Here is a 20449-nt window from a genome sequence, read left to right on the forward strand (position 1 = left end):
CTTCGCCGTACGCCTGGCGCTCACCGGGAGACCACCCCGATCAGGGCGTCGACGGGAGCCTCGGCGACGCCGAGGACCAGCGCCGGGGCCAGCCCGATGGCCAACGCGAGCAGCACCAGCGGCACCCACGCGGTCAGCTCCGCACCGGCCAGGCCGGGGCCGACCCGCCCCACGGCGGGGCTCGGACGGTTGTGGGTGACCTGGCGCAGCAACCGCAGGAAGTACGCCGCGGTGAGCGCACCGCCGATCGCGGCCAGCACCCCGAGGGTGGTCCAGAGCGGGCCGCCCACCTGGACGGCCGCGATCACCGCGAACGCCTCACCCCAGAAACCGGCCAGCCCGGGCAGACCGAGCGACGCGACAGCCGCGAACGCCAGCAGACCGGCCAACCGGGGCGCGGTCTCCCGCAGCCCGGACAACTCGGCGAGGGTGCCCGTGCCGGTCCGGTCCTTCACCGCCCCGGCCAGGAAGAACAGCAGAGCGGTGATCACCCCGTGCGCGATGTTGCCGATCAACGCCGCCTGGATGCCGATGGTGGTCAGCGTGGCGACGCCCAGCAGCACGAAGCCCATGTGCCCCACGCTGGAGTACGCGATCAGCCGCTTGACGTCGGACTGGGCCAGGCAGACCAGTGAGCCGACCAGGATCGCGGCCACGGCCAGCACGCCGAGCACCGGCGCCGCCCAGCGGGCGCCCTCCGGCGCCACCCCCACCGCCACCCGGATCAGACCGTAGGTGCCCATCTTCAACAGCACGCCAGCCAGCACCACACTGCCCACCGTTGGCGCCTGGGTGTGCGCGTCGGGCAGCCAGGAGTGCAACGGCCACAGCGGGCTCTTCACCGCGAAGGCCAACGCCAGCAGGGTGAACGCGGCCAGCTGGGTGCCCCTGGACATCCCCGCACCGCCGGTCAGGGCCACCACGTCGGCGGTGCCGGCGGCGGCGACCACCACGTACACGCCGACCAGCAGCAACACCGAGCCGAACAGGGTGTAGAGCGCGAACTTGCGGGCCGCCCGACGCCGGTCCGCGCCACCCCAGCCGGCGATGATCGCGTACATCGGCAGCAGGACGACCTCGAAGAACAGGAAGAACAGCACCAGGTCCAGGGCGAGGAAGGTGCCCAGGATGCCCACCTCGACCACCAGCAGCAACGCGACCAACGCCCGGCCACTGCCGCCGTCCGGAACCCGCCACATCGTGTACGCGCAGCAGAGCAACGTGAGCAGCGCGGTCAACACCACCAGCGGCCACGAGATGCCGTCCACGCCGAGGTGGAAGCGCAACTCCAGGCCGGGCACCCAGGGCAGGTCCAGTTGGTGCCACGGGCGCACCGCCGGCGCACCGGCCGACCAGGCGACCCAACCCCGACCGCGGAACACCAGCGGCACCGCGGCCAGCAGGGTCAGGGCCGCCGCGACAGTGCCGACCAGCCGGGCCGCCCGGTCCCGGGGAGTCGCCGCCACTGCGACCGCGCCGAGCGCCGGCACCGCCAGAACGGCGACCAGCAACACCTGCCCAAACGTCATTGGATCGCCTTCGCTCGCGACTGCGGGGCTCGCAAACCCGGCTCACTCCTCGCGCTCACAGCTTCACCCCTATTACGGCGGCCAGCCCGATCAGCAGCGCGCCGGCCAGCACACCGGCGGCGGCCCGGGGCAACGCCGCTCGGTGCAGCGTGGCCAGCCCCGCGCCCAGACCGGACGCGGCCCGGCCGCTGCCATCGACCGCGCCGTCCACCACCACCTCGTCGCCGGTGCGCGCTACGCGGGCCAGCGCGCGGACGGGACGTACGACAAGGGTGTGCTGGACGTCGTCGAGCCGGAACGCGCGGGCGAAGACCGGCCGCAGCGGGCCCAGCGCGACCGCCGGGTCGGCGGTCGGGTCCCGACGCCAGCCCAGCGTGACCAGCCCGGCGCCGACCAGCAGCAACGCGAGCGGCAGCAGCATCCCCGGCCCCACGTGGACCAGGCCGTCCTCGGAGCCCGCCACCGGCACGGTCGGGAAGCGCAGGCGATCGGCGAACGCCCCGACGAACCCGGCCAGACCGAGCAGCGCGGCCGGCACGGCCAGCAGCAGCACCGGCCAGCGCAACACCGCCGGCGGGTCGTGCGGGCGGACCAGCGGCAGGCGTGGTGTGCCGAAGAAGGCGCGCAGCAGCAGCCGGCCGGCGTACCAGGCGGTGATCGCCACGCCGAGCAGCCCGGCCATCCACACCAGCCAGCCCACCCACGACGGTGCCGGGCCGGTGCCCTCCAACGCGGCGGACTCGGCGACCGTCAACACGCCGTCCTTGCTCCAGAAACCGGCGAGCGGCGGCACCCCGGCCAGCGCACCCAGGCCCACCACGGTGCACCAGAACGTCACCGGCATGCTGCGCCGCAGCCCGCCCATCTCCGACATCAGGGTCGTGCCGACCGCGTGGATGACCACGCCGGCGGCGAGGAACAGCAGCGCCTTGAACGCGGCGTGGGTGAGCAGGTGGAACAGCGCCGCAGACGGGGAGCCGACCGCCAGCGCGCCGGTCATGTAACCCAACTGGGACACCGTCGACCAGGCCAGCACACGCTTGATGTCGTCCTGCGCGGTGGCGGCGAGCGCACCGAGCAGCAGGGTGATCGCGCCGACCACCCCGAGCACGGTCAGCGTCACCGGCGCGGCCGTGAACAACGGGTAGAGGCGGGCAACGGCGTACACGCCGGCGGCGACCATCGTGGCGGCGTGGATCAGCGCCGAGATCGGCGTCGGACCGGCCATCGCGTCCGGCAGCCACGTGTGCAGCGGGAACTGCGCACTCTTGCCGGCGACACCGGCGAGCAGCAGCAGGCCGGCAGCGGTCAACGTCACGCCGGAGTGGTCGTGGGCGAGCACGTCGGCGATCCGGAAGCTGCCCGTCGACACGCCCAGCAGCGCGATGCCGAGCAGGAACCCGACGTCACCCACCCGGGTCACCAGGAACGCCTTCATCGCGGCGGCCGGCGCGCCGGGCAGTCGACGGTCGTGGGCGATGAGCAGGTACGAACAGAGGCCCATCACCTCCCAGCCGACCAGCAGCATGATCAGGTCGCCGGCGACCACCACCAGCAGCATCGCACCGGTGAAGAGGCTGATCTGGGCCGCGTACGGCGGGTAGCGGTGGTCGACGTCGATGTCGTCGTGCGGGCCGCGTCGCAGATAGCCGATCGAGTAGACCTGCACCGCCAGGGCGACCGCGGTGACCGCCACGGCGACCAGTGCGGCGGCGCCGTCCAGCCGTACGCCGAGGGTCACCATCAGCCCGCCGACGTCGACCCAGGTGGTCGACGTCTCCGTCGGCCCGTCGACGGTCAGCAGCAGCGCGACGGCCAACGCCAGCGCGACGGCCGCACCGCTGACGCCGAGCGCGACGGCCGCGTTGCGGGCCCGATCGCCGCCGGTCGCGCTGTTGCCCCGTGGGGCCGGTGGCAGCAGCAGGCCGAGCAGGCCGGCGGCCAGCGGGACGGCGGGCAGCAGCACCCCGATCAGCCCGGTCACCGGCGAGCCTCCGTGTCCAGGACGGCCGGCTCTCGCCCGTCGACGGGCTGCGCCGGCTCGGTCAGCGGCACGTCATCCACCACGACGGTGGCCCGCAACCGGTAGAGCTGGAGGACGATCGCCAGCCCCACGCCGATCTCGGCGGCGGCGAGGACGATGACGAACAACGCGAAGACCTGCCCCGAGTGCGGCAGCACGGCGCGGGCGGTGGTGTCCGCGGTGACCAGGATCAGGTTGACCGCGTTGAGCATCAACTCGACCGACATCAGCACCAGCACCGCGTTGCGGCGGCGCAACACGCCGTAGACGCCGAGGCCGAACAGCAGCGCGGCGGTGACGTACGGGATGACCGGCCTCACCGGCGCCCCCCGGGCTCGACGTCGACCCGGGCATCCGGTGCTGCCGTGGCGTCGCGTTGCGGGACGGGTCGGCCGATGTCCGGCCGGGACAGCACGATCGCGCCCACCAGCGCGGAGAGCAGGAGCACGGACAGCACCTCGAACGGCAGCACCCAGGACTGGAAGATCTGCTCCCCCAGCCGCTCGGCGGTGCCCGCGGCGGGAAGCGCGACGCTGCTCCAGCGGTACGCGTCGACGAGCAGGACGGTCAGCCCGAGCCCGGCGCCGCCACCGATCAGGGCGGCCGGCCAACCGGGCCGGTCCAGGTCGTCGGAGGCACCGATCGGGGCCCGGGTAAGCATCACCGCGAACAGCAGCAGGACCACCACCGCGCCCACGTAGATCAACACCTGCACCCAGGCCACCAGCTCGGCGCTGAGCACCAGGAAGTCACCGGCCAGCGCGCCCAGGCACACCACCAGGTAGAGCCCGGCCCGGACCAGGTGTTTCGTGGTCACCACCAGCACGCCGGCGCCAACCGCCACCGCGCCGAGGGCGAGCAGCAGCACATCCGCTCCGGTCACCGGGCCGCCTCTCCGGCTCGGGCGGTCACGACGCGGGGTCCTGGTCGGCGTCGGGGCGTACCGATGGAGGGGCCGGACGGGCGGCGGCCGCCTTGCGCGCGGCGGCGGTCTCCTCCTTGGCCGGCTCACCGTTCGGGTCGTGCGCGGGCGGCGGCGGAACCGTGGCCATCCACTGACCCAGGTGGTCCTTGTCGTGCAGCAGGTCCTTGATGTCGTACTCGGCGTACTCGAATTCCGGCGACCAGTAGAGCGCGTCGAACGGGCAGACCTCGATGCAGATGCCGCAGTACATGCAGAGCGAGAAGTCGATGTCGAACTTGTCGAGCACGTTGCGCTGGCGGGGGCGGGCGGCGCCGGGCACCGCCACCTCCTCCTTGTGCGAGTCGATGTAGATGCACCAGTCCGGACACTCGCGGGCGCAGAGCATGCAGACCGTGCAGTTCTCCTCGGACAACGCGATCACGCCACGCGAGCGGGGTGGCAGCTCAGGGGCGACGTCCGGGTACTGCTGGGTGGTCGTCCGGCTGGTCATCGTCTTGAGGGTGACCGCCAACCCCTTCACCAGGCCCGCGCCGGGCAGGCCACGCGCACCGGTGGCGCTGGCCGGGTCGCCGTGCTCGCTGGGGTCGCTCATGCCGACCATCCTGCCCTGTGGCCCCGGCGCGCGCGACCACCACCCACAGGTCCAGGGCGGTACCGTGGTCGCGGGGAGAACGAACGCACCTGGAAGGACCTGCCATGACCGCCGCGCTGCAGAGCGACTACCCGCCCGAGAGCGAGTGGACGACTGACGATCTGGATGCGCTGCCCGAGGATGGCCGCCGCCGGGAACTGCTCGATGGAGTGCTGCTGATGTCCCCCTCCCCCACCCGCACGCACCAAATCATCGCTGGGCTACTGATGGCCGAGCTGCACGCTGACTGCCCCGAGGGCTACGACGTGACCCAGGGCGTCGAGGTGCGGATCAACCGCACGCGGTCCTTCATCCCCGACGTGCTGATCACCACGGCCACCGCAGCGGCGCGGGAGCCGTCGAAGTACGAGCCACACGAGGTGGTCCTTGCCGTCGAGATCGTCTCACCGAGCACCCGCTCCATCGACCGGGTGTTGAAGCCGGCGCTGTACGCCCAGGCAGGGATCCCGTTCTACTGGCGGATCGAGACGCAGGGTGGCGCGCTGGAGGTCGTCACCTACCGGATCGACGCGGTGAACGAGGTCTACAGCGAGACGGGGCGGTGGACGAAGTTCGTCGACACCGGCGAGCCCTTCCCGATCAACCTGGCGATCAGTCGGATCACGCCCCGGGTCCGCTGACGCCGGTCGGGGGCAGCATTTCGACTCCGAGTTGTTGGAGCAGTTGGAACAGCTCGTTGCAGCTCCACACCTCGACGATTCGGCCCGCCGCGTCGAAGCGCAGGAACGTCGCACCGGAGTAGCTGACCACCTGCCCGGTCGGCGGCACCGGCCCGAACTGCCCGGCGTGCGTGCCGGCCGCCCGCCAGTGCACGGCCACCCGCTCGCCGGCCGCCACCACGTCCACGATCTTGTAGCGCAGGTCCGGGAAGGCCGCCCGCCGCTCGCGGTGCCAGGCCAGCGTCGCCTCCGGCCCGGTGCCGCCCAGCCCCGGGCAGTCGTCGGCGATCAACTCGTACGCGGACTCCTCCCGGCGAGCGTTCCACACGTCGGCGATGAACCGGCGGGCCGCGGCCTCCACATCCGTCATGCCGGCAGGGTAACCGGGTCCACTCCGCGTCGCTGAGCGGTAGATCCGTAAGGATGGGGTAGAGACACTGACCAGACCGGGAGGGTGACGTGGGCGAGGAAACAGGCGGGAAGTACGTCGAGCCGGGTGGCGAGTTCACCCGCGACCAGCGGTACATCGCCACTCGGATCACCGAGGACGGGCGGGACGGGTACCCGGTGGAGCCGGGCCGGTACCGGCTGGCGGTCAGTCGGGCCTGCCCGTGGGCCAACCGCCTGATCATCGTGCGACGGCTGCTCGGCCTGGAGGACGCCATCTCGATGGCGGTGGCCGGCCCGACCCACGACGCCCGGAGCTGGACCTTCGACCTCGACCCGGACGGCCGGGACCCGGTGCTCGGCATCGAGCGCATCCAGGAGGCGTACTTCAAGCGCTTCCCCGGCTACGAGCGCGGCATCACCGTGCCGGCGATCGTGGACGTGCCGACCGGGCAGGTGGTGACCAACGACTACTCGCAGATGAGCCTCGACCTGTCGACGCAGTGGGGCGCGTACCACCGCGACGGCGCTCCGCAGCTCTACCCGGAGCACCTGCGGGCGCAGATCGACGAGGTCAACGCGGTGGTGTTCCGGGACGTCAACAACGGCGTCTACCGGTGCGGCTTCGCCGGCAACCAGGAGGCGTACGACAAGGCGTACCACCAGCTCTTCGACCGGCTGGACTGGTTGACCGAGCGGCTGACCGACCAGCGTTACCTGGTCGGTGACACCATCACCGAAGCCGACGTGCGGCTGTTCACCACCCTGGTCCGCTTCGACCCCGTCTACCACGGTCACTTCAAGTGCAACAGGCAGAAGCTGAGCGAGATGCCGGTGCTGTGGGCGTACGCCCGGGACCTGTTCCAGACCCCCGGTTTCGGCGACACCATCGACTTCGACCACATCAAGCGGCACTACTACGAGGTGCACCGCGACATCAACCCGACCGGGATCGTGCCGCTCGGCCCCGACCTGTCGAACTGGCTCACCCCGCACGGCCGGGAAACGCTGGGTGGCCGCCCGTTCGGCGACGGCACCCCACCCCCGCCGCCGGCCGAGCCCGTCGACCCCGCACACACCCCGCTGCGCTGAGCGGCGCTCCTACAGGGCGACGCGGACGGCTGCCGTGAGGACCAGTTGGGCGAGGGACGCTGGCACCAGCACCAGCCAGCAGAGCCGCTGGAGCTGGTCCTCACGCAGCCGGGGGTAGGACACCCGGAGCCAGATGATCACGAAGGACACGGCGAAGACCTTCAGCAGGGTCCAGAGCCAACCCAACTGGTCGTCCGCGAACGGGCCCTGCCATCCGCCGAGGAACAGCACAGTGGTCAGCGCGGCGATCACCACGATGCCGACGTACTCGGCGAGCAGGAAGAACGCGAAACGCAGCCCGGTGTATTCGGTCATGTAACCGAAGACCAGCTCCGAGTCGGCCACCGGCATGTCGAAGGGCGGCCGGCGAATCTCGGCCACCCCGGCGACGAAGAAGATGATCATCGCGGGCGCCTGCCAGAGCAGCCACCACGGTTGCCACGCCTCGACGATGCCGGACAGGCTGAGCGTGCCCGCCGCCATCGCCACCGACGCGGCGGCCAGCACCAGCGGCAGCTCGTAACCGAGCAGCTGTGCGGCACCCCGCAACCCACCGAGCAGGCTGTATTTGTTGGCCGACGCCCACGCCGACATCAGCACCGCCACCACCCCGACACCGACCACGGCCAGCACGAAGAACAAGCCGATGTCCAGAGGTTGCCCGACCAGGTCGTTCGGGCCGAGCGGGATGACCAGCAGCACCAGCAGGTAGGGCACCAGGGCCACCACCGGGGCCAGCCGGAACACCGCCCGGTCCGCCTCGCGTGGGGTCACGTCCTCCTTCTGCACGAACTTGACCCCGTCCGCGACCAGCTGGGCCCAACCGTGGAAGCCGCCCGCGTACATCGGGCCGAGCCGGCCCTGCATGTGCGCCATCACCTTGTGCTCGGCCTGGCCCACCAGCAACGGCAGGGTGAGGAACGCGACGAGCACGCCACCCACCCGCAGCACCAGCTCCACCCAGAGCGGCATCAGGTCGTACCCCCATCGTCGTCGGTGCGCTCGGCGCGGGCCGGCGGGTCCGCGACCGGGCCGGGCGCCGGCTGGTCGGGTGAGCCCGGGCCGGCAGCGGACGCGGGCTGCTCGGGCACGGCCGGTCCGTCGTCGGCCGCGCCAGACCGGGGAGTACGCGCCGGACGGGCCCCCGGAGCGGGCCGCGCCGGACGGTCACCGGCGGGTCTGGCCGGGGTGCCGCCACGCGGCCCCTCCCCCACACCACCCGCGCCGGCCGGGGTGGGCGTGGGGCCCCACTCACCCGGAGCCGGAACACCCGGCGGGCGGATCGGTCGACGCCCACCGCCGGCCTCCGACTCGCCCGGTTCCTTCGCGCCCGGCCAGGGCTTGGCCACCCGGGAAGCGAGCACGAACTCCTTGCGCAGCGGGTGACCCTCGAACTCCGGGGGCAGCAGCAGCGGACGCAGCTCGCCGTGGCCGGCGAAGTCGATGCCGAACATCTCGTGCGTCTCCCGCTCGTGCCAGGCGGCACCCGGGTAGACGTCCACCACAGAGGCGACAGTGGCCTCGGCACGCGGCAACCGGGTACGCAGCAGCACACCGTGCCGCAGCCGCGTCGACCAGAGATGCGCCACCACGTCGAAGCCCTCGGCCAACTCGTCGACGGCGGAGAGCCAGTCGAAGAAGTCGCAGGCCAGCTCGGTGTCGTCGCGGGCCGCGCGAACGGCGACCAGCCAGCTCTCCGGCGGCACGTCGACGGTGGCCCGGGCGAACCGCTGCCCGCCGGAGACCGACGGGGTCGCCTCGACCGGCGCGAGCAGCGCCACCAGCCGAGCACCGATGGCTTCGGGAGTCATGCCGCTGATCCTAGTGCCGACCGGGCCCGGGCCCTGGCCGCCGCCGATGCCAGATGATCTGCCGGCTTTGGGCGCGGCGCAGCCCTCGGCGGGGAAAGATGAGGGCGTGCGCGCTGTGACTGTGAAACCCGGGGTCGCCAACTCGCTGAGCCTCGTCGAGGATCAGCCGGAGCCGGCTGCCGAGGAAGGCTCGGTCCTGGTCGAGGCACTGGCGGTGGGGATCTGCGGCACCGACCACGAGATCATCGCCGGAGAGTACGGCGAGGCGCCACCGGGGCGGGACCGCCTGGTCATCGGGCACGAGTCACTGGGCCGGGTGATCGAGGACCCGAGCGGGACCATGCAACCCGGCGACCTGGTGGCCGGCATCGTCCGGCATCCCGACCCGGTCCCCTGCCCCAACTGCGCGGTCGGCGAGTGGGACATGTGCCGCAACGGCCAGTACACCGAACACGGCATCAAGGCGCTACCCGGGTTCGCCCGTGACCGCTGGCGGATCGAGCCCCAGTTCGCGGTCGCGCTCGACCCGGCGCTGGCCCAGGTCGGCGTGCTGTTGGAACCGACCACTGTGGTGGCGAAGGCCTGGGACCACATCGAGCGGATCGGGCACCGGGCCGAGTGGCAGCCGCAGACCGTCCTGGTGACCGGGGCCGGGCCGATCGGGCTGCTGGCCGCGTTGCTCGCCACCCAGCGCGGGCTCACCGTCCACGTGCTGGACCGGAACACCGACGGGCCGAAGCCGGAGCTGGTCGCCGGGCTCGGCGCCACCTACCACACGGTGCCGGTCAACGACCTGCCCTTCGAGCCGGACGTGGTGATCGAGTGCACCGGTGCGCCCACCGTGGTCCTCGACGTCATGTGCAAGGCGGGCCCCACCGGGATCGTCTGCCTGGCCGGAGTCTCCAGCGGGGGCCGGACCATCAACTTCGACGCCGGCGCACTCAACCGGGAGCTGGTGCTGGAGAACAACGTGGTGTTCGGCTCGGTGAACGCCAACCGGCGGCACTGGGACATGGCCGCGCAGGCGCTGGCCGGCGCCGACCAGGTCTGGCTCGAGTCGCTGATCACCCGTCGGGTGCCGGTGAACAGGTACGCCGACGCGTACACCCCGGGGCCGGACGACATCAAGGTGGTGCTGGAGTTCGCGTCCTGAGCGACGCCACGCCCGATCAGATGCCCGGCAGCCGGCCGTTGCGGAACAGGTCGACGAAGAGCTGGTGGTCCTGCCGGGCGCGCACCCCGTACGCGTGGGCGAAGTCCACCAGGTGGGCCACGAAGCCCGGCTCGTCGGCGTCCACCGCCGCGACGATCGCCTCCTCGGTGGAATAGTCCACCAGGTCGTGACTGGACTCGTCGTCGGCGACCGAGTGCATCCGGGCCACCGCCCGGCCGAGGTCGACGAGCACCCCGGTCAGCTCCTCCGGCTCGTTCACGTCCGACCAGTCCAGGTCCGCGGCGTACGGGGAGACCTCGGCGACGAGCTGCCCCGCCCCGTCCAGCTCGGTGAAGCCCAGCCACGGGTCGGCGTGTGCCTGCAACGCGCGCTGCGACTCGGCTGTCCGGTGACCCTGGTGCTGGAAGTAGCCGCGGACCGACTCGTCGGTGACGTACCGCGCCACCGCCGGCACCTGCGCCTGCTTCATGTAGATCACGACGTCGTTCTCCAGGGCCTGGGTGTGCCCCTCCAGCAGCAGGTTGTACGACGGCAGCCCGGCCGAGCCGATGCCCACCCCCTTGCGCAGCACCACGTCCTTGATCCGCGCCGCCACCGGCCGAAGCTGCGTCGAAGCGTTCGGCAGGGTGCCCAGGTAGTCCTGGAAGGCGGCACGCACCCGGTCCCGGGTGGCGTCGTCGATCTCGAAGACCCCGTCGCCGATGGAGAACCGTCGCTCGTAGTTGTCGATGGTGGTCTGCGCGGCCAGCAGGTCGACGCGGGTGTTGAGCCGGGCCTGCTGAAGCACCCGGCGCAGCACACCGTCGGCGTTCTCCAGGGTGATCGAGCCGATCGCGTCGTCCCCTCCGGCGGCGATCGCCCGCAGCTCGGTCAGGTACGACCGGGCGAAGCCGGCCACCAGATCGCCGATCGCCGTGTCGGAGAGCGCCTTGCCGTAGCCGAGCAGCGCCACGCTGGCCGCGAGCCGCCGCAGATCCCAGGTGAACGGCCCGACGTACGCCTCGTCGAAGTCGTTGACGTTGAACACCAGCTGCCCGGAGGCGTTCATGTAGGTGCCGAAGTTCTCCGCGTGCAGGTCGCCGTGGATCCACACCCGGCTGGTCCGTCCGTCCAGGAACCGGTCGTCGGCGAAGTCGCCGAGCTGGTCGGCGTAGAACAGCGCCGCGCTGCCCCGGTAGAAGGCGAACGGCGACGCGGCCATCTTGCGAAACTTGCGGCGGAAGGCGGCCGGGTCGACAGCCATCGACGCGCCGAACTCCTCGGTGAGCACGTCGATGATGTGGGCGGACCGCTGGTCCACGGAATTGCTCATAGTGCGCAGGCTAGCCGGGCCCGGCGAGCACCGGCGTCAGCTCGCGGTGGGTGGGCGCACCGGCGCGGCCGTGAGCGAGTCGACCGAGCGTGGCGCGGCGGCCTCGCGGGGCGGGGCGTCCAGCGGCGCGGCGAGCACATCGCGCTGGGGCACTCCCCCGATGCCGGACTGCTCGGCGGCGATCTTCTCCTGTAGGCGCAGGATGCCGTGCAGCAGCGCCTCCGGGCGCGGCGGGCAGCCGGGCACGTACACGTCGACGGGGATGAGCTGGTCGACGCCCTTGGTCACCGAGTACGAGTCCCAGTAGGGGCCGCCGCAGTTGGAGCACGCGCCGAACGAGATGACATATTTCGGCTCGGGCATCTGATCGTAGAGCCGCTTGATGGCCGGGGCCATCTTGTCGGTCACGGTGCCGGAGACGACCATGAGGTCGGCCTGCCGGGGGCCGTGCGCGAACGGGATCACGCCTAGCCTGATGAAGTCGTGTCGACCCATGCTGGTGGCGATGAACTCGATCGCGCAGCAGGCCAGCCCGAAGTTGAAGACCCAGAGCGAGTAGCGGCGCCCCCAGTTCAGCACGAACCGGATCGGCTCACCGAGCACTGCCGGTAGCTGCACCTCGGGCCTCCCTCAACTGTCTCCGAGTCGACAGTCAATCACAGGCACCACGGCGGCAACCCGCGCAACCGATACCCGCGTCGGGGCGTGTGACCGACGTGACCGCGTTGGCGGCACGCGTACGGGGAGGACCAGATGACGGTGATGAGGGAGCCACGGCTCGACGAGCCGCCACCCGAGGGGACCGCGGAGCGGTCGGCGCGCTCGCAGGAGCGCGAGGTGATCGACTTCGACGGGCTCTACCATGCGCACTTCCGGTCGTTGACGCTGCAACTCGCCGCCTACTGCGGTGACCTGTCGCAGGCACAGGACCTGGTGCAGGAGGCGTTCTGCCGGGCGTTCGCCCGCTGGTCGCGGGTGTCCCGCTACGACGATCCGGTGGCCTGGGTGCGTCGGGTCGCCTGGAACCTGGCCACCAGCCGCTGGCGGCGGCTGCGGACAGCCCAGTCGTGGCTGCACCGGCAGCGCGAGGAGCACATGCCGGGGCCGGGGCCGGACCGGGTCGCGCTCACCGCCGCCCTGGCCCAGTTGCCGACCAACCAGCGCCGCGCCGTGGTGCTGCACTACCTGGCCGATCTCAGCGTCGTGCAGATCGCGGCGCAGGAGGGAGTGCCGGAAGGCACTGTCAAGTCCTGGCTGCACCGAGGCCGGGCGGCTCTGGCGGTCAGCCTGGCCACCACAGACGAGGTGAACGACAATGACTGAGCTCGACGATATCCTGGTCGGCGGCGAGTTCGCCGCGTTCCGCGAGGCGTACGCCCCGGCGGTGCGCCCGGCCGGGACGGCTGCGGTGCGGGAGACAATCCGCCGTCGGCGCCGGCGTACCTCGATGGTCACCGCGGCGGCCGTGGTGCTCGCCGTGGCGATCCCGGTGGGCGCGAACGCAGCCCTGCACCGGCCGCCGGAGCCCGGACCGGCTCAGACCGTGACTCCGACCCCGTCGGGGACGAGCGCCTCGCCCACCCCGCCCACCTCGCCCGCACCGAGCACGGCCAGCCCCACCTCGGCCGCGCCGGACGGTCGGATCACCCGGTCGCAGCTGCTCGCCGCCCGACTCGCCCTGCCGCGCTGGCCGCAGGGCGCCCCGACGACCTGCCTCACCGACGAAGTCCGGCTCCGGTCCGGGTCGCAACAGGACTCGGTGCCGACGCTGCTGGGCGAACCCCGCTACGCCGACCTCGACGGCGACGGTGCCACTGAGACGGTCGCCCTGGTCGCCTGCCGCCAAGGCGAGGCCTCGGCCAAGCAGGTGATCGCCTTCGACCGGGACGGGGCCGGCCGCGTGGTCACGATGGGCCGAGTGGTCGGCACCCGGGAGGGGATGGACGACGTCACGGACTTCGCCGTGCAGGCCGACGGAGAGATCCGGGTGCACGTGGCGGACATCCAGCCCTGCTGCAGCATTCCGGAGTGGGCGCCGCAGCGGCAGTGGCGGACGTACGCCTGGACCGGCGAGCGGTTCGACCAGACCGCCGGGCCGACGAAGTTCGGGGTCGACCCCCGGCTGACCGACCTCACCCTGACGGCCGGTGACCTGATCGTCGGGGCACCGGACGCGAAGGGCAAGCGGGCCGCAACGTTGACCGTCACGGTGGTGAACAAGGGACCCGTGGACGTGCCCCTGCTCGGGTTCAGCAACTTCTACACAGTTGGGGAGCCCGCCGGCGGGGACCTGGCCCGGTGCCGGGAGGTTCGCTCCGATGGGCCGGACGCCTGCGTCCTGGACGGCCTGCCGGCCGGGGATCGGAAGACGTACACCTTCACGTTCCGCTACGCGCCGCCGAGCATCGACAATCCGCCGAACCTGCAGGTCATCCACTACGACTCCCAGGAGCGGTGGTGGAGCGACCTGAAATGGAAGGACAACGAGGTCGAGCTGAAGACGGCCGGCTAGCCGCGCGACGACCCGGGCCGCGGTGTCAGATTGGCGACAGGCGCAGCCGCAACCAACCATCCACATAGGACGTGTGCACACCATCGGGCGACGGAGATGCCGCCGCCCAGCAACGGGGATCCACGGGAGGACTTCGACATGACCACACGCACCGTACGGCGGCTGGCCGCCCTTGTGCTCGGCCCGGCAGCGGCGCTGCTGGCGTTCAGCGCACCCGCCGCGGCGGCACCTGCCGGCCACGGCCTCGACGCTGACGTCTCGGTGGGCCAGCTGGTGCTCAACCCGACCGAGCGCGGTTACCAGGGCAACCTGCCGATCACGGTGACGAACCGCGGTCGAGCCGACACCTACTTCAGCGTCACGATCGTCGAGCCGGTCGCCGGCTCCATCGGCAACCTGTCGCCGGACAGCGCGTGCGGGTTCCAGGGCCTGCAGGACAACCGCCGGGTCGTCAACTGCTCGGTGCCCGGCGACAACCTCAAGCCGGGCGAGCGGCGGTCGTTCACTGTCGCCTTCCAGGCGCTCACCACGCCACGCGGCGTGGCGATGATCGCGAGGGGAGGCAGGGTCGAGGTGAACGTCGGCGACGGCAGCGAGGCGATCGGGGACGCGGAGAGCTTCGCCGCGCGCTTCCGCTCCACCTCGGGCTCTCTGCGCAACCCCGTGCCGTACGTGCAGGACAGCCAGGCACGAGCGTCGATCAGCACGGCCGCCGCGGCCACGCTGGTGCGGCAGGAGGACGGCAGTTACCAGGGCCGACTGCCGGTGACCGTCCGGTGGGCCGGTGACGCCGCACACGATCTCCTCTTCGGCGAAGCGACCACGTTGCCGGCCGGCGTGCAGATCTGGGGCACCGACCCGCAGGACATGCCGAGCTTCTTCACCAACTTCGTCGTCCCGGGCGGGCGCTTCATGGCCGGCGAGGAGCGGAGCTTCGATGTGCTGCTCCGGGCGGAGCCCGGCACCGTCCCGGGTGATCTCGGTGCCGCCACCTTCCAGCTCGACACCCAGTGGGACGGCCCCGTGGTGGCGGACGCCGACCCGAGCGACAACACCGCCTCGTTCACCGTGGCAGCCGCCTGATCACGCGGCACCGCCCGACCAGGGCCCGGGACCACTGCGGTCCCGGGCCCTCGTCGTCGCCGGGGTCGCACCCGAGCAGCTGTCCGGGACCCGACAGACAGTTCCGCCGGTACCCCGCAACCGGCTGGCGCGTCCGGCTGTGTGATCGATGCGGGCGGACGTACGCCCGTGGCTACCGCGGGGGAGGACGGGTGGTTGTGACGAGAGACGAAGGTGTGGGCGGGCGTCCACCGGACTGGCCGGGCACCGCCGTCCTACCACCGACGAAGCTGGTCTTCGACGACTTCTACCACGCGCACTTTCGCGGGCTGGTGGTGCAGCTGACCGCATACACGGGCGACCGTGGGCAGGCGCAGGACCTCGTCCAGGAGGCGTTCTGCCGGGCCTACACCCGCTGGGACCGGCTCGCCGGGTACGAGGATCCGCTGGCCTGGGTTCGTCGGGTCGCCTGGAACCTCGGCCACAACCGGTGGCGGCGACTGCGGACCGCCCAGTCGTGGCTGCTGCGGCAGCGGGAGACACACGTCGCGGGGCCGAGCCCCGACCGGGTCGCGGTCGACGCCGCACTGGCGAAGTTGCCGCCGAAGCAGCGGCGGGCCGTCATCCTGCACTACCTCGCCGACCTGACGGTCGCCGAGATCGCCGACCAGGAGCGGGTCGCGGAAGGGACCGTCAAGTCCTGGCTGCACCGGGGCCGGGCGGCACTCGCGACCCACCTGCACGACCCCAACGAGGAGGTGCGGGATGTCTGAGCAGGAGCCCCTCGGCATCGCCGAGGAATTCGCCCGCTACCGCCGTACCGTGCTGGCGGAGGTCGAGGCGCCCGGGCCCGCCGCCGTCCGTCGGGCCGCACGGCAGCGCGGCCGGCGCCGGCTGGCCGCGACGACCACGGCGGCGCTCGCGCTGCTCAGCGGTTCCGCCATCGGGTACGCGGCGACGAACGGCCCGGACCCTCAGCCGGGCCCGGTCGAGCCGACGCCGAGCGTGTCGGCGTCGCCGACGCCGAGCGACATCCCCAGTCCCTCCGTGACCAGCGCCAGCCCGACCTCGACAGTGCCCGACGGTCGCATCAGTCGAGCCAAGCTGTTGGAGACTCCGGTGACCCTGCCGGCGTGGCGGGCCGGTCCGGGCTGCCCGACGTCACAGATCCGGCTCACCGCTGACGCTCGTGAGGGCACGAACTGGCTCATGGTGCTCGACCACGGGGACGTGGACGGGGATGGTGCGGTGGAAACCGTGGCGCTCGTGCAGTGCGTGCTCGGCACGGGCGGACCGATGCAGGTGGTCGCCTTCGACCGGAACGAGGACAACGAGGTGATCACGCTCGGCCGCGTGGTGGCGAGCACCCGCGACAAGCCACAGTGGCTGTTCGCACTTGATGTGGTGGACGGCGGCACGGTTAGGGTGCAGGTCGGCGACCTCGCGCCCGGGGGCGGCTGGGACGCCAGGTGGTCGCAGCGGCAGTGGCGGAGCTATCGCTGGACGGGTGACGCCTTCGCGCAGACCTCCGGGCCGACGACCTTCGGTCCGAATCCACACCTCGTGAACCTCTCGGTGACGGCCGCCGACTTCTCCTGGGGTCCGAAGGAGCCCGACGGGACCCGAACCGGCACGATGGAGGTCGTTGTCCGCAACGTCGGTACGACGCCCGCCGCCCTCGTCGAGTTGAACCTGGGCTTGCAGCCCGGTGCCGTCGCCGAGGGCGGAGGCTGGTCCGTCTGCGCGGGCGGACCCCCGTCGAAGTCGCCACTCACCTGCCGCATCGGACCCCTCGCTCCCGGTGCTACGCGCACCCTCCAGCTCGGGCTGCGGGACAAGAGCACGATGAGCGGCAGCGGCATCGCCCGGGTCAGGCCGATCGGTGCCGCTGACAACCCGCTGTTCGAGTCGGCGCAGGAGGACAACGAGGACCGCTACCGCTACCGATGAACCATCCAGTGGTACAGCACGCCCGAATTCCCGGCGTGCCGTACCACCGTCCGTGGCTGCTCCGGACGACGGGCACACGGTCGTCGCCGCGTCACCAGGCGGGACGTTGAAGCAAGCCCACGAACTCCACAAGCAGTCGTTCCCGCAACCGCGCCGGGGCCGCGTCGAGCAGGGTGTTCACGGCCGCCATCCGATCCAGGGCCCCGGTGCCGAGGCCCAGCCCGGCGGCCAGGCCGGCAACCAGTTCCGGGGTGAGCGCGTCCGGGGTCAGCGACGTCGCCAGCGCCCGCAGTTCGGGCGGGAGGGCGACCGGGCCGGTCGCCCGAGCCGCCGTCACCGCGTCGGCCAGGTCCGGGCCGAACTCGGCCACCCGGGGCGCGACCGAGGCGGTCACCGTGAGGTGCACGCTTGCCGGCAGGCCGGCGTACGACAGCTGGGGTTGGGTGTGCCAGCCGCGTGCGGTCAGCTCGTCGACCAGGACGAACAGGTCGGGGCCGTCGTCAGTCGCGGTGAAGCAGACCACCGTGGACTCCGGCTCGGCCATCAGCCGCAGCCCGTCAACGGCGCGGACCGCGTCGGCCAGGCCGGCGACCGCGTCCCGGGTGACGCCGGCCAGCCGCAGGTAGCCGGCGTCGCCGAGGTGTCGCAGGGTGGCGTACGCGGCCGCGATCGGCCCTCCCGAACGGGTGGACGCGATCACCGGGTTGATCATCGTGTAGCCGGGCCAGTCGGCGTACGCGAAGTACTGCGGCGCACGGAGCGCGGCGTCGCGGTGCAGCAGCACCGACACGCCCTTCGGCGCGTACGCGTACTTGTGCAGGTCCACCGACATGGAGGTGACGCCGGGCACCGCGAAGTCGAACGCCGGCACCGGCTCACCGAGGCGACGCAGGTACGGCAGGGTCCAGCCGCCGAAGCAGGCGTCCACGTGGCAGCGCACCCCGGCCTCGGCGGCCGCGCCTGCGATCTCCGCGACGGGATCCACCACCCCGTGCGCGTACGACGGCGCGGAGCAGGCCACCAGCACCGTCTCCGGGCGGATCGCGGCGGCCATCGCGGCCGGGTCGGGGCGCAACGTGTCCACCGAGACCGGCACCACGTCCAGCGCCACCCGCAGGTAGTGCGCCGCCTTGGCGAACGCGGCGTGCGCGCTCGACGGCACCACGATCCGGGGTTCGGCGATCTCCGGGTGGGCGTCCCGGGCCGCCTTGACCGCGAGGATCAGCGACTCGGTGCCGCCGCTGGTGACGCTGCCGACGACGTCCGGCGCGGTCGTGCCCGGCCCGCCGCCGAGCACCCGGCCGGCAGCGCCGACAAGCGCGTTCTCCATGGCCAGCAGGGACGGGAAAGCGGTCGGGTCGAGCCCGTTGACGTGGGCGCTCTCCCGGTGCGCGGCGGCAGCGAGGTCGTCCAGCCCAGGCACCGCCGGGTCATAGACGTACGCGAACAGACGCCCGCCGTGCGTGGGCCGGTCGGCGGCACGCAGTTGGCGAACCTCCGCCAGCGCGACATCCGCGGCCACCCCGTCGGGCGACAGTGCCCCGCCCGCAACCCTGCTCTCGTCGATCATGGAGTCGTGGTGCCTTTCTTTTTAGGTTTTGCCGCTTTCATCCCCCACCACATTTCCATGATCGACGCGTCCGTTGCTAGTGGCGGCTGCCAGCACGGCGGGGGTCAGGGTGTAGCGGCGGAGGAGGAGGATCGGAGGGCCGATCAGCAGGGCCGGGAGGACCGTGAACCCGAGGAGGACGCCCAGCCGTGCCGTGTCGGACTGGGTGGCGGCCGTGCCCGTGTCGGAGGAGACGTACCCGGAGAGCTGGAGCACCAGGCCGTAGATGCCCGGGCCGAGGGCCAGACCGAAGGTCTCCCCGGCGGTCCAGAGGCCGGTGAAGACGCCAGCCTGCCGCCGTCCGGTGCGCGCCGTGTCGTACGCGATGCAGTCCGGCAGCATGGCCAGCGCGAACACCTGCTGCCCGGCGTACCCGACGCCGAGCACCGCGACCACCAGGTAGACGGCGACCGGTGGCAGCACCGGGGCGGCGACCAGGGCGAGCGCCCCGGCAGTGAGGATCAGCGCGGCGACGACAAGTGCGACCCGCTTGCCCAACCGGGCGCCGACCCGGGACCAGAGCGGCATCACCAGCAGTGCCGGCCCGACGAAGCAGACGAAGAGCAGGGTCGGGCCGCTCTGCTCGTCGCGCAGGACCTGCCCGGCGAAGTAATTGACCCCGGCGAGGATGGTCGCCACGCCCGCGGACTGCACCACGAAGCAGATCAGCAGCGCCCGGAACGGCCGGTTGGCGCCGGCCACGGCGAGTTGGGCGCGCAGTGTCGGCTCGCTGCCGCCCACCACACCCCTCGGCGCGGACCGGGTGCCGAGAAACGCGCCGAGGGCGCCGAGGACGATGAGCGCCGCCACGAACAGCCCCATCCAGCGGTGCCCGGGCACGCCGTCGCCGCCGGCCGTCACCACCAGCGGGGCAACCGCGCCGGAGACCAGGATGGCCAGCGCCAGCACGGCGATCCGCCAGGTCATCAGCCGGGTGCGCTCGGCGTAGTCGTCGGTCATCTCGGCCGGCATGGCCACGTACGGCACCTGGAAGAACGCGAACGCGGTGGCGGTGGCCAGGAAGGCGAGCGCCACGTACGCCACGGCGGCCGGACCGTTGCCGAAGGGCGCGGCGAAGATGGCCGCGAACAGCACGGCGAGCCCGAGACCGGCGACGAGCAGGTACGGCCGGCGAGCGCCCCAGCGTGACCGGGTGCGGTCGGAGATCCGCCCGGCGACCGGGTTGACCAGCACGTCCCACGCCTTGGGCAGCAGCACCAGCAGGGCGGCCAGGCCGGCGGCCACGCCCAGCGTGTCGGTCAGGTACGGCAGCAGCAGCAGTCCGGGCACGGTGCCGAACGCGCCGGTGGCCAGCGAGCCGAGCGCGTACCCGGCGTGCACGCCACGGGGCAGCCGGCCGTTGGCTGACGAGCCGGCGCCCGGCTGCGTTTTCATGGGGCCGAATGCTACTCACGTTTGGACGGCGGTCACATCCCCTCATCAGGCGACCAACGGGCCGCCCTGATGTCCACGCCCTCGCCGCGCAACGGCACCCCCTCGGCGCGCAGCCGGGCCCGCGCCTCCCTCTCGTGGCCCGGCGGCAGCCGGCCGGCGGAGGTCACCACCCGGTGCCAGGGCACCGAACCGCCGTGGCGGGCCATGATGTTGCCCACCAGCCGAGCCGAGGCACGGCCCGAGCGCTCGGCCAGGGCGTCGGCGACCCCGCCGTACGACATCACCCGGCCTTCCGGGATCCGCTCGACCAGGTCGAGCACCGCCTCGACGTACTCGTCAGGTGTCACAATCGGCCAC

Annotated in this window: 20 protein-coding genes and 1 pseudogene; 8 read left to right on the forward strand and 13 right to left on the reverse strand. The window is 72.2% G+C overall.

Going from position 1 to position 20449, the window contains the following annotated elements:
• Positions 1-20 precede the first annotated feature (20 nt).
• From GA0070619_RS24795 to GA0070619_RS24815, 5 genes are read right to left on the reverse strand one after another with little or no spacing between them, the layout of a single operon-like run.
• The gene (locus GA0070619_RS24795; protein ID WP_088950260.1) at positions 21-1529 is read right to left on the reverse strand and encodes a complex I subunit 4 family protein; all 1509 of its coding nucleotides are present in this window, start codon (positions 1527-1529) and stop codon (positions 21-23) included.
• A gap of 55 nt (positions 1530-1584) precedes the next feature.
• Positions 1585-3513, reverse strand: coding sequence for an NADH-quinone oxidoreductase subunit 5 family protein (locus tag GA0070619_RS24800; protein WP_088950261.1), 1929 nt, complete (start codon positions 3511-3513; stop codon positions 1585-1587).
• Positions 3510-3872, reverse strand: a complete 363-nt coding sequence (gene nuoK, locus GA0070619_RS24805; protein WP_088950262.1) for an NADH-quinone oxidoreductase subunit NuoK — start codon at positions 3870-3872, stop codon at positions 3510-3512. The genes GA0070619_RS24800 and nuoK overlap by 4 nt, the downstream gene beginning before the upstream one ends.
• On the reverse strand, positions 3869-4435 hold the full coding sequence (locus GA0070619_RS24810) for an NADH-quinone oxidoreductase subunit J family protein (protein ID WP_088950263.1): 567 nt from the start codon (positions 4433-4435) through the stop codon (positions 3869-3871). Before GA0070619_RS24810 ends, nuoK begins: the two co-directional genes overlap by 4 nt.
• A 25-nt stretch (positions 4436-4460) precedes the next feature.
• Positions 4461-5078, reverse strand: a complete 618-nt coding sequence (locus GA0070619_RS24815; protein ID WP_088950264.1) for a NuoI/complex I 23 kDa subunit family protein — start codon at positions 5076-5078, stop codon at positions 4461-4463.
• Between the two features lie 95 nt (positions 5079-5173).
• Between GA0070619_RS24815 and GA0070619_RS24820 the strand changes: the two genes are divergently transcribed.
• On the forward strand, positions 5174-5749 hold the full coding sequence (locus tag GA0070619_RS24820; RefSeq protein ID WP_088950265.1) for a Uma2 family endonuclease: 576 nt from the start codon (positions 5174-5176) through the stop codon (positions 5747-5749).
• Here the strand turns inward: GA0070619_RS24820 and GA0070619_RS24825 are convergent.
• Positions 5730-6158 (reverse strand): ester cyclase, encoded by a 429-nt coding sequence (locus GA0070619_RS24825; RefSeq protein ID WP_088950266.1) that lies wholly within the window; start codon positions 6156-6158, stop codon positions 5730-5732. The genes GA0070619_RS24820 and GA0070619_RS24825 overlap by 20 nt on opposite strands.
• A gap of 89 nt (positions 6159-6247) precedes the next feature.
• Here GA0070619_RS24825 and GA0070619_RS24830 point away from each other — a divergent pair, with 89 nt between their 5' ends.
• The gene (locus GA0070619_RS24830) at positions 6248-7267 is read left to right on the forward strand and encodes a glutathione S-transferase family protein (protein ID WP_088950267.1); all 1020 of its coding nucleotides are present in this window, start codon (positions 6248-6250) and stop codon (positions 7265-7267) included.
• Positions 7268-7276: 9 nt separating this feature from the next.
• Here GA0070619_RS24830 and GA0070619_RS24835 read toward each other — a convergent pair whose 3' ends face one another.
• Both GA0070619_RS24835 and GA0070619_RS24840 read right to left on the reverse strand, forming a co-directional pair.
• Positions 7277-8239, reverse strand: a complete 963-nt coding sequence (locus GA0070619_RS24835) for a complex I subunit 1/NuoH family protein (RefSeq protein ID WP_088950268.1) — start codon at positions 8237-8239, stop codon at positions 7277-7279.
• Between the two features lie 242 nt (positions 8240-8481).
• Positions 8482-9078: pseudogene (locus GA0070619_RS24840) on the reverse strand (NADH-quinone oxidoreductase subunit C); the annotation flags it as partial.
• Between the two features lie 106 nt (positions 9079-9184).
• Here GA0070619_RS24840 and GA0070619_RS24845 point away from each other — a divergent pair.
• Positions 9185-10231: a glucose 1-dehydrogenase gene (locus tag GA0070619_RS24845; protein ID WP_172862111.1), complete on the forward strand. Its 1047-nt coding sequence runs from the start codon at positions 9185-9187 to the stop codon at positions 10229-10231.
• A 16-nt stretch (positions 10232-10247) separates the two neighbouring features.
• Here the strand turns inward: GA0070619_RS24845 and GA0070619_RS24850 are convergent, their stop codons facing one another.
• Together GA0070619_RS24850 and GA0070619_RS24855 are read right to left on the reverse strand one after the other, a co-directional pair.
• Positions 10248-11564 (reverse strand): DUF2252 domain-containing protein, encoded by a 1317-nt coding sequence (locus tag GA0070619_RS24850; protein ID WP_088950270.1) that lies wholly within the window; start codon positions 11562-11564, stop codon positions 10248-10250.
• 36 nt (positions 11565-11600) lie between these two features.
• Positions 11601-12182 carry an NADH-quinone oxidoreductase subunit B gene (locus GA0070619_RS24855; RefSeq protein WP_088950271.1) on the reverse strand — a complete coding sequence of 194 codons (582 nt, stop codon included), beginning with the start codon at positions 12180-12182 and terminating at the stop codon, positions 11601-11603.
• Positions 12183-12317: 135 nt separating this feature from the next.
• Between GA0070619_RS24855 and GA0070619_RS24860 the strand changes: the two genes are divergently transcribed.
• From GA0070619_RS24860 to GA0070619_RS24880, 5 genes are all read left to right on the forward strand, one after another.
• Positions 12318-12887 carry a SigE family RNA polymerase sigma factor gene (locus GA0070619_RS24860; protein WP_088950272.1) on the forward strand — a complete coding sequence of 190 codons (570 nt, stop codon included), beginning with the start codon at positions 12318-12320 and terminating at the stop codon, positions 12885-12887.
• Positions 12880-14076: a hypothetical protein gene (locus tag GA0070619_RS24865; RefSeq protein ID WP_088950273.1), complete on the forward strand. Its 1197-nt coding sequence runs from the start codon at positions 12880-12882 to the stop codon at positions 14074-14076. Before GA0070619_RS24860 ends, GA0070619_RS24865 begins: the two co-directional genes overlap by 8 nt.
• 138 nt (positions 14077-14214) lie before the next feature.
• Positions 14215-15159 (forward strand): hypothetical protein, encoded by a 945-nt coding sequence (locus tag GA0070619_RS24870; protein WP_157744080.1) that lies wholly within the window; start codon positions 14215-14217, stop codon positions 15157-15159.
• Positions 15160-15350: 191 nt separating this feature from the next.
• Positions 15351-15911, forward strand: a complete 561-nt coding sequence (locus tag GA0070619_RS24875) for an RNA polymerase sigma factor (RefSeq protein ID WP_088950275.1) — start codon at positions 15351-15353, stop codon at positions 15909-15911.
• Positions 15904-17088 carry a hypothetical protein gene (locus GA0070619_RS24880; RefSeq protein ID WP_088950276.1) on the forward strand — a complete coding sequence of 395 codons (1185 nt, stop codon included), beginning with the start codon at positions 15904-15906 and terminating at the stop codon, positions 17086-17088. The genes GA0070619_RS24875 and GA0070619_RS24880 overlap by 8 nt, the downstream gene beginning before the upstream one ends.
• 91 nt (positions 17089-17179) lie before the next feature.
• Here GA0070619_RS24880 and GA0070619_RS24885 read toward each other — a convergent pair whose 3' ends face one another.
• From GA0070619_RS24885 to GA0070619_RS24895, 3 genes are read right to left on the reverse strand one after another with little or no spacing between them, the layout of a single operon-like run.
• On the reverse strand, positions 17180-18658 hold the full coding sequence (locus tag GA0070619_RS24885; protein ID WP_088950277.1) for a pyridoxal phosphate-dependent decarboxylase family protein: 1479 nt from the start codon (positions 18656-18658) through the stop codon (positions 17180-17182).
• A gap of 21 nt (positions 18659-18679) precedes the next feature.
• Positions 18680-20092: an MFS transporter gene (locus GA0070619_RS24890; RefSeq protein ID WP_088950278.1), complete on the reverse strand. Its 1413-nt coding sequence runs from the start codon at positions 20090-20092 to the stop codon at positions 18680-18682.
• 32 nt (positions 20093-20124) lie between these two features.
• Positions 20125-20439, reverse strand: a complete 315-nt coding sequence (locus tag GA0070619_RS24895) for an MGMT family protein (protein ID WP_088950279.1) — start codon at positions 20437-20439, stop codon at positions 20125-20127.
• Between the last annotated feature and the right edge of the window lie 10 nt (positions 20440-20449).

Origin of the sequence: Micromonospora zamorensis (assembly GCF_900090275.1) — a bacterium.
Taxonomy (GTDB): Bacteria; Actinomycetota; Actinomycetes; order Mycobacteriales; family Micromonosporaceae; genus Micromonospora; species Micromonospora zamorensis.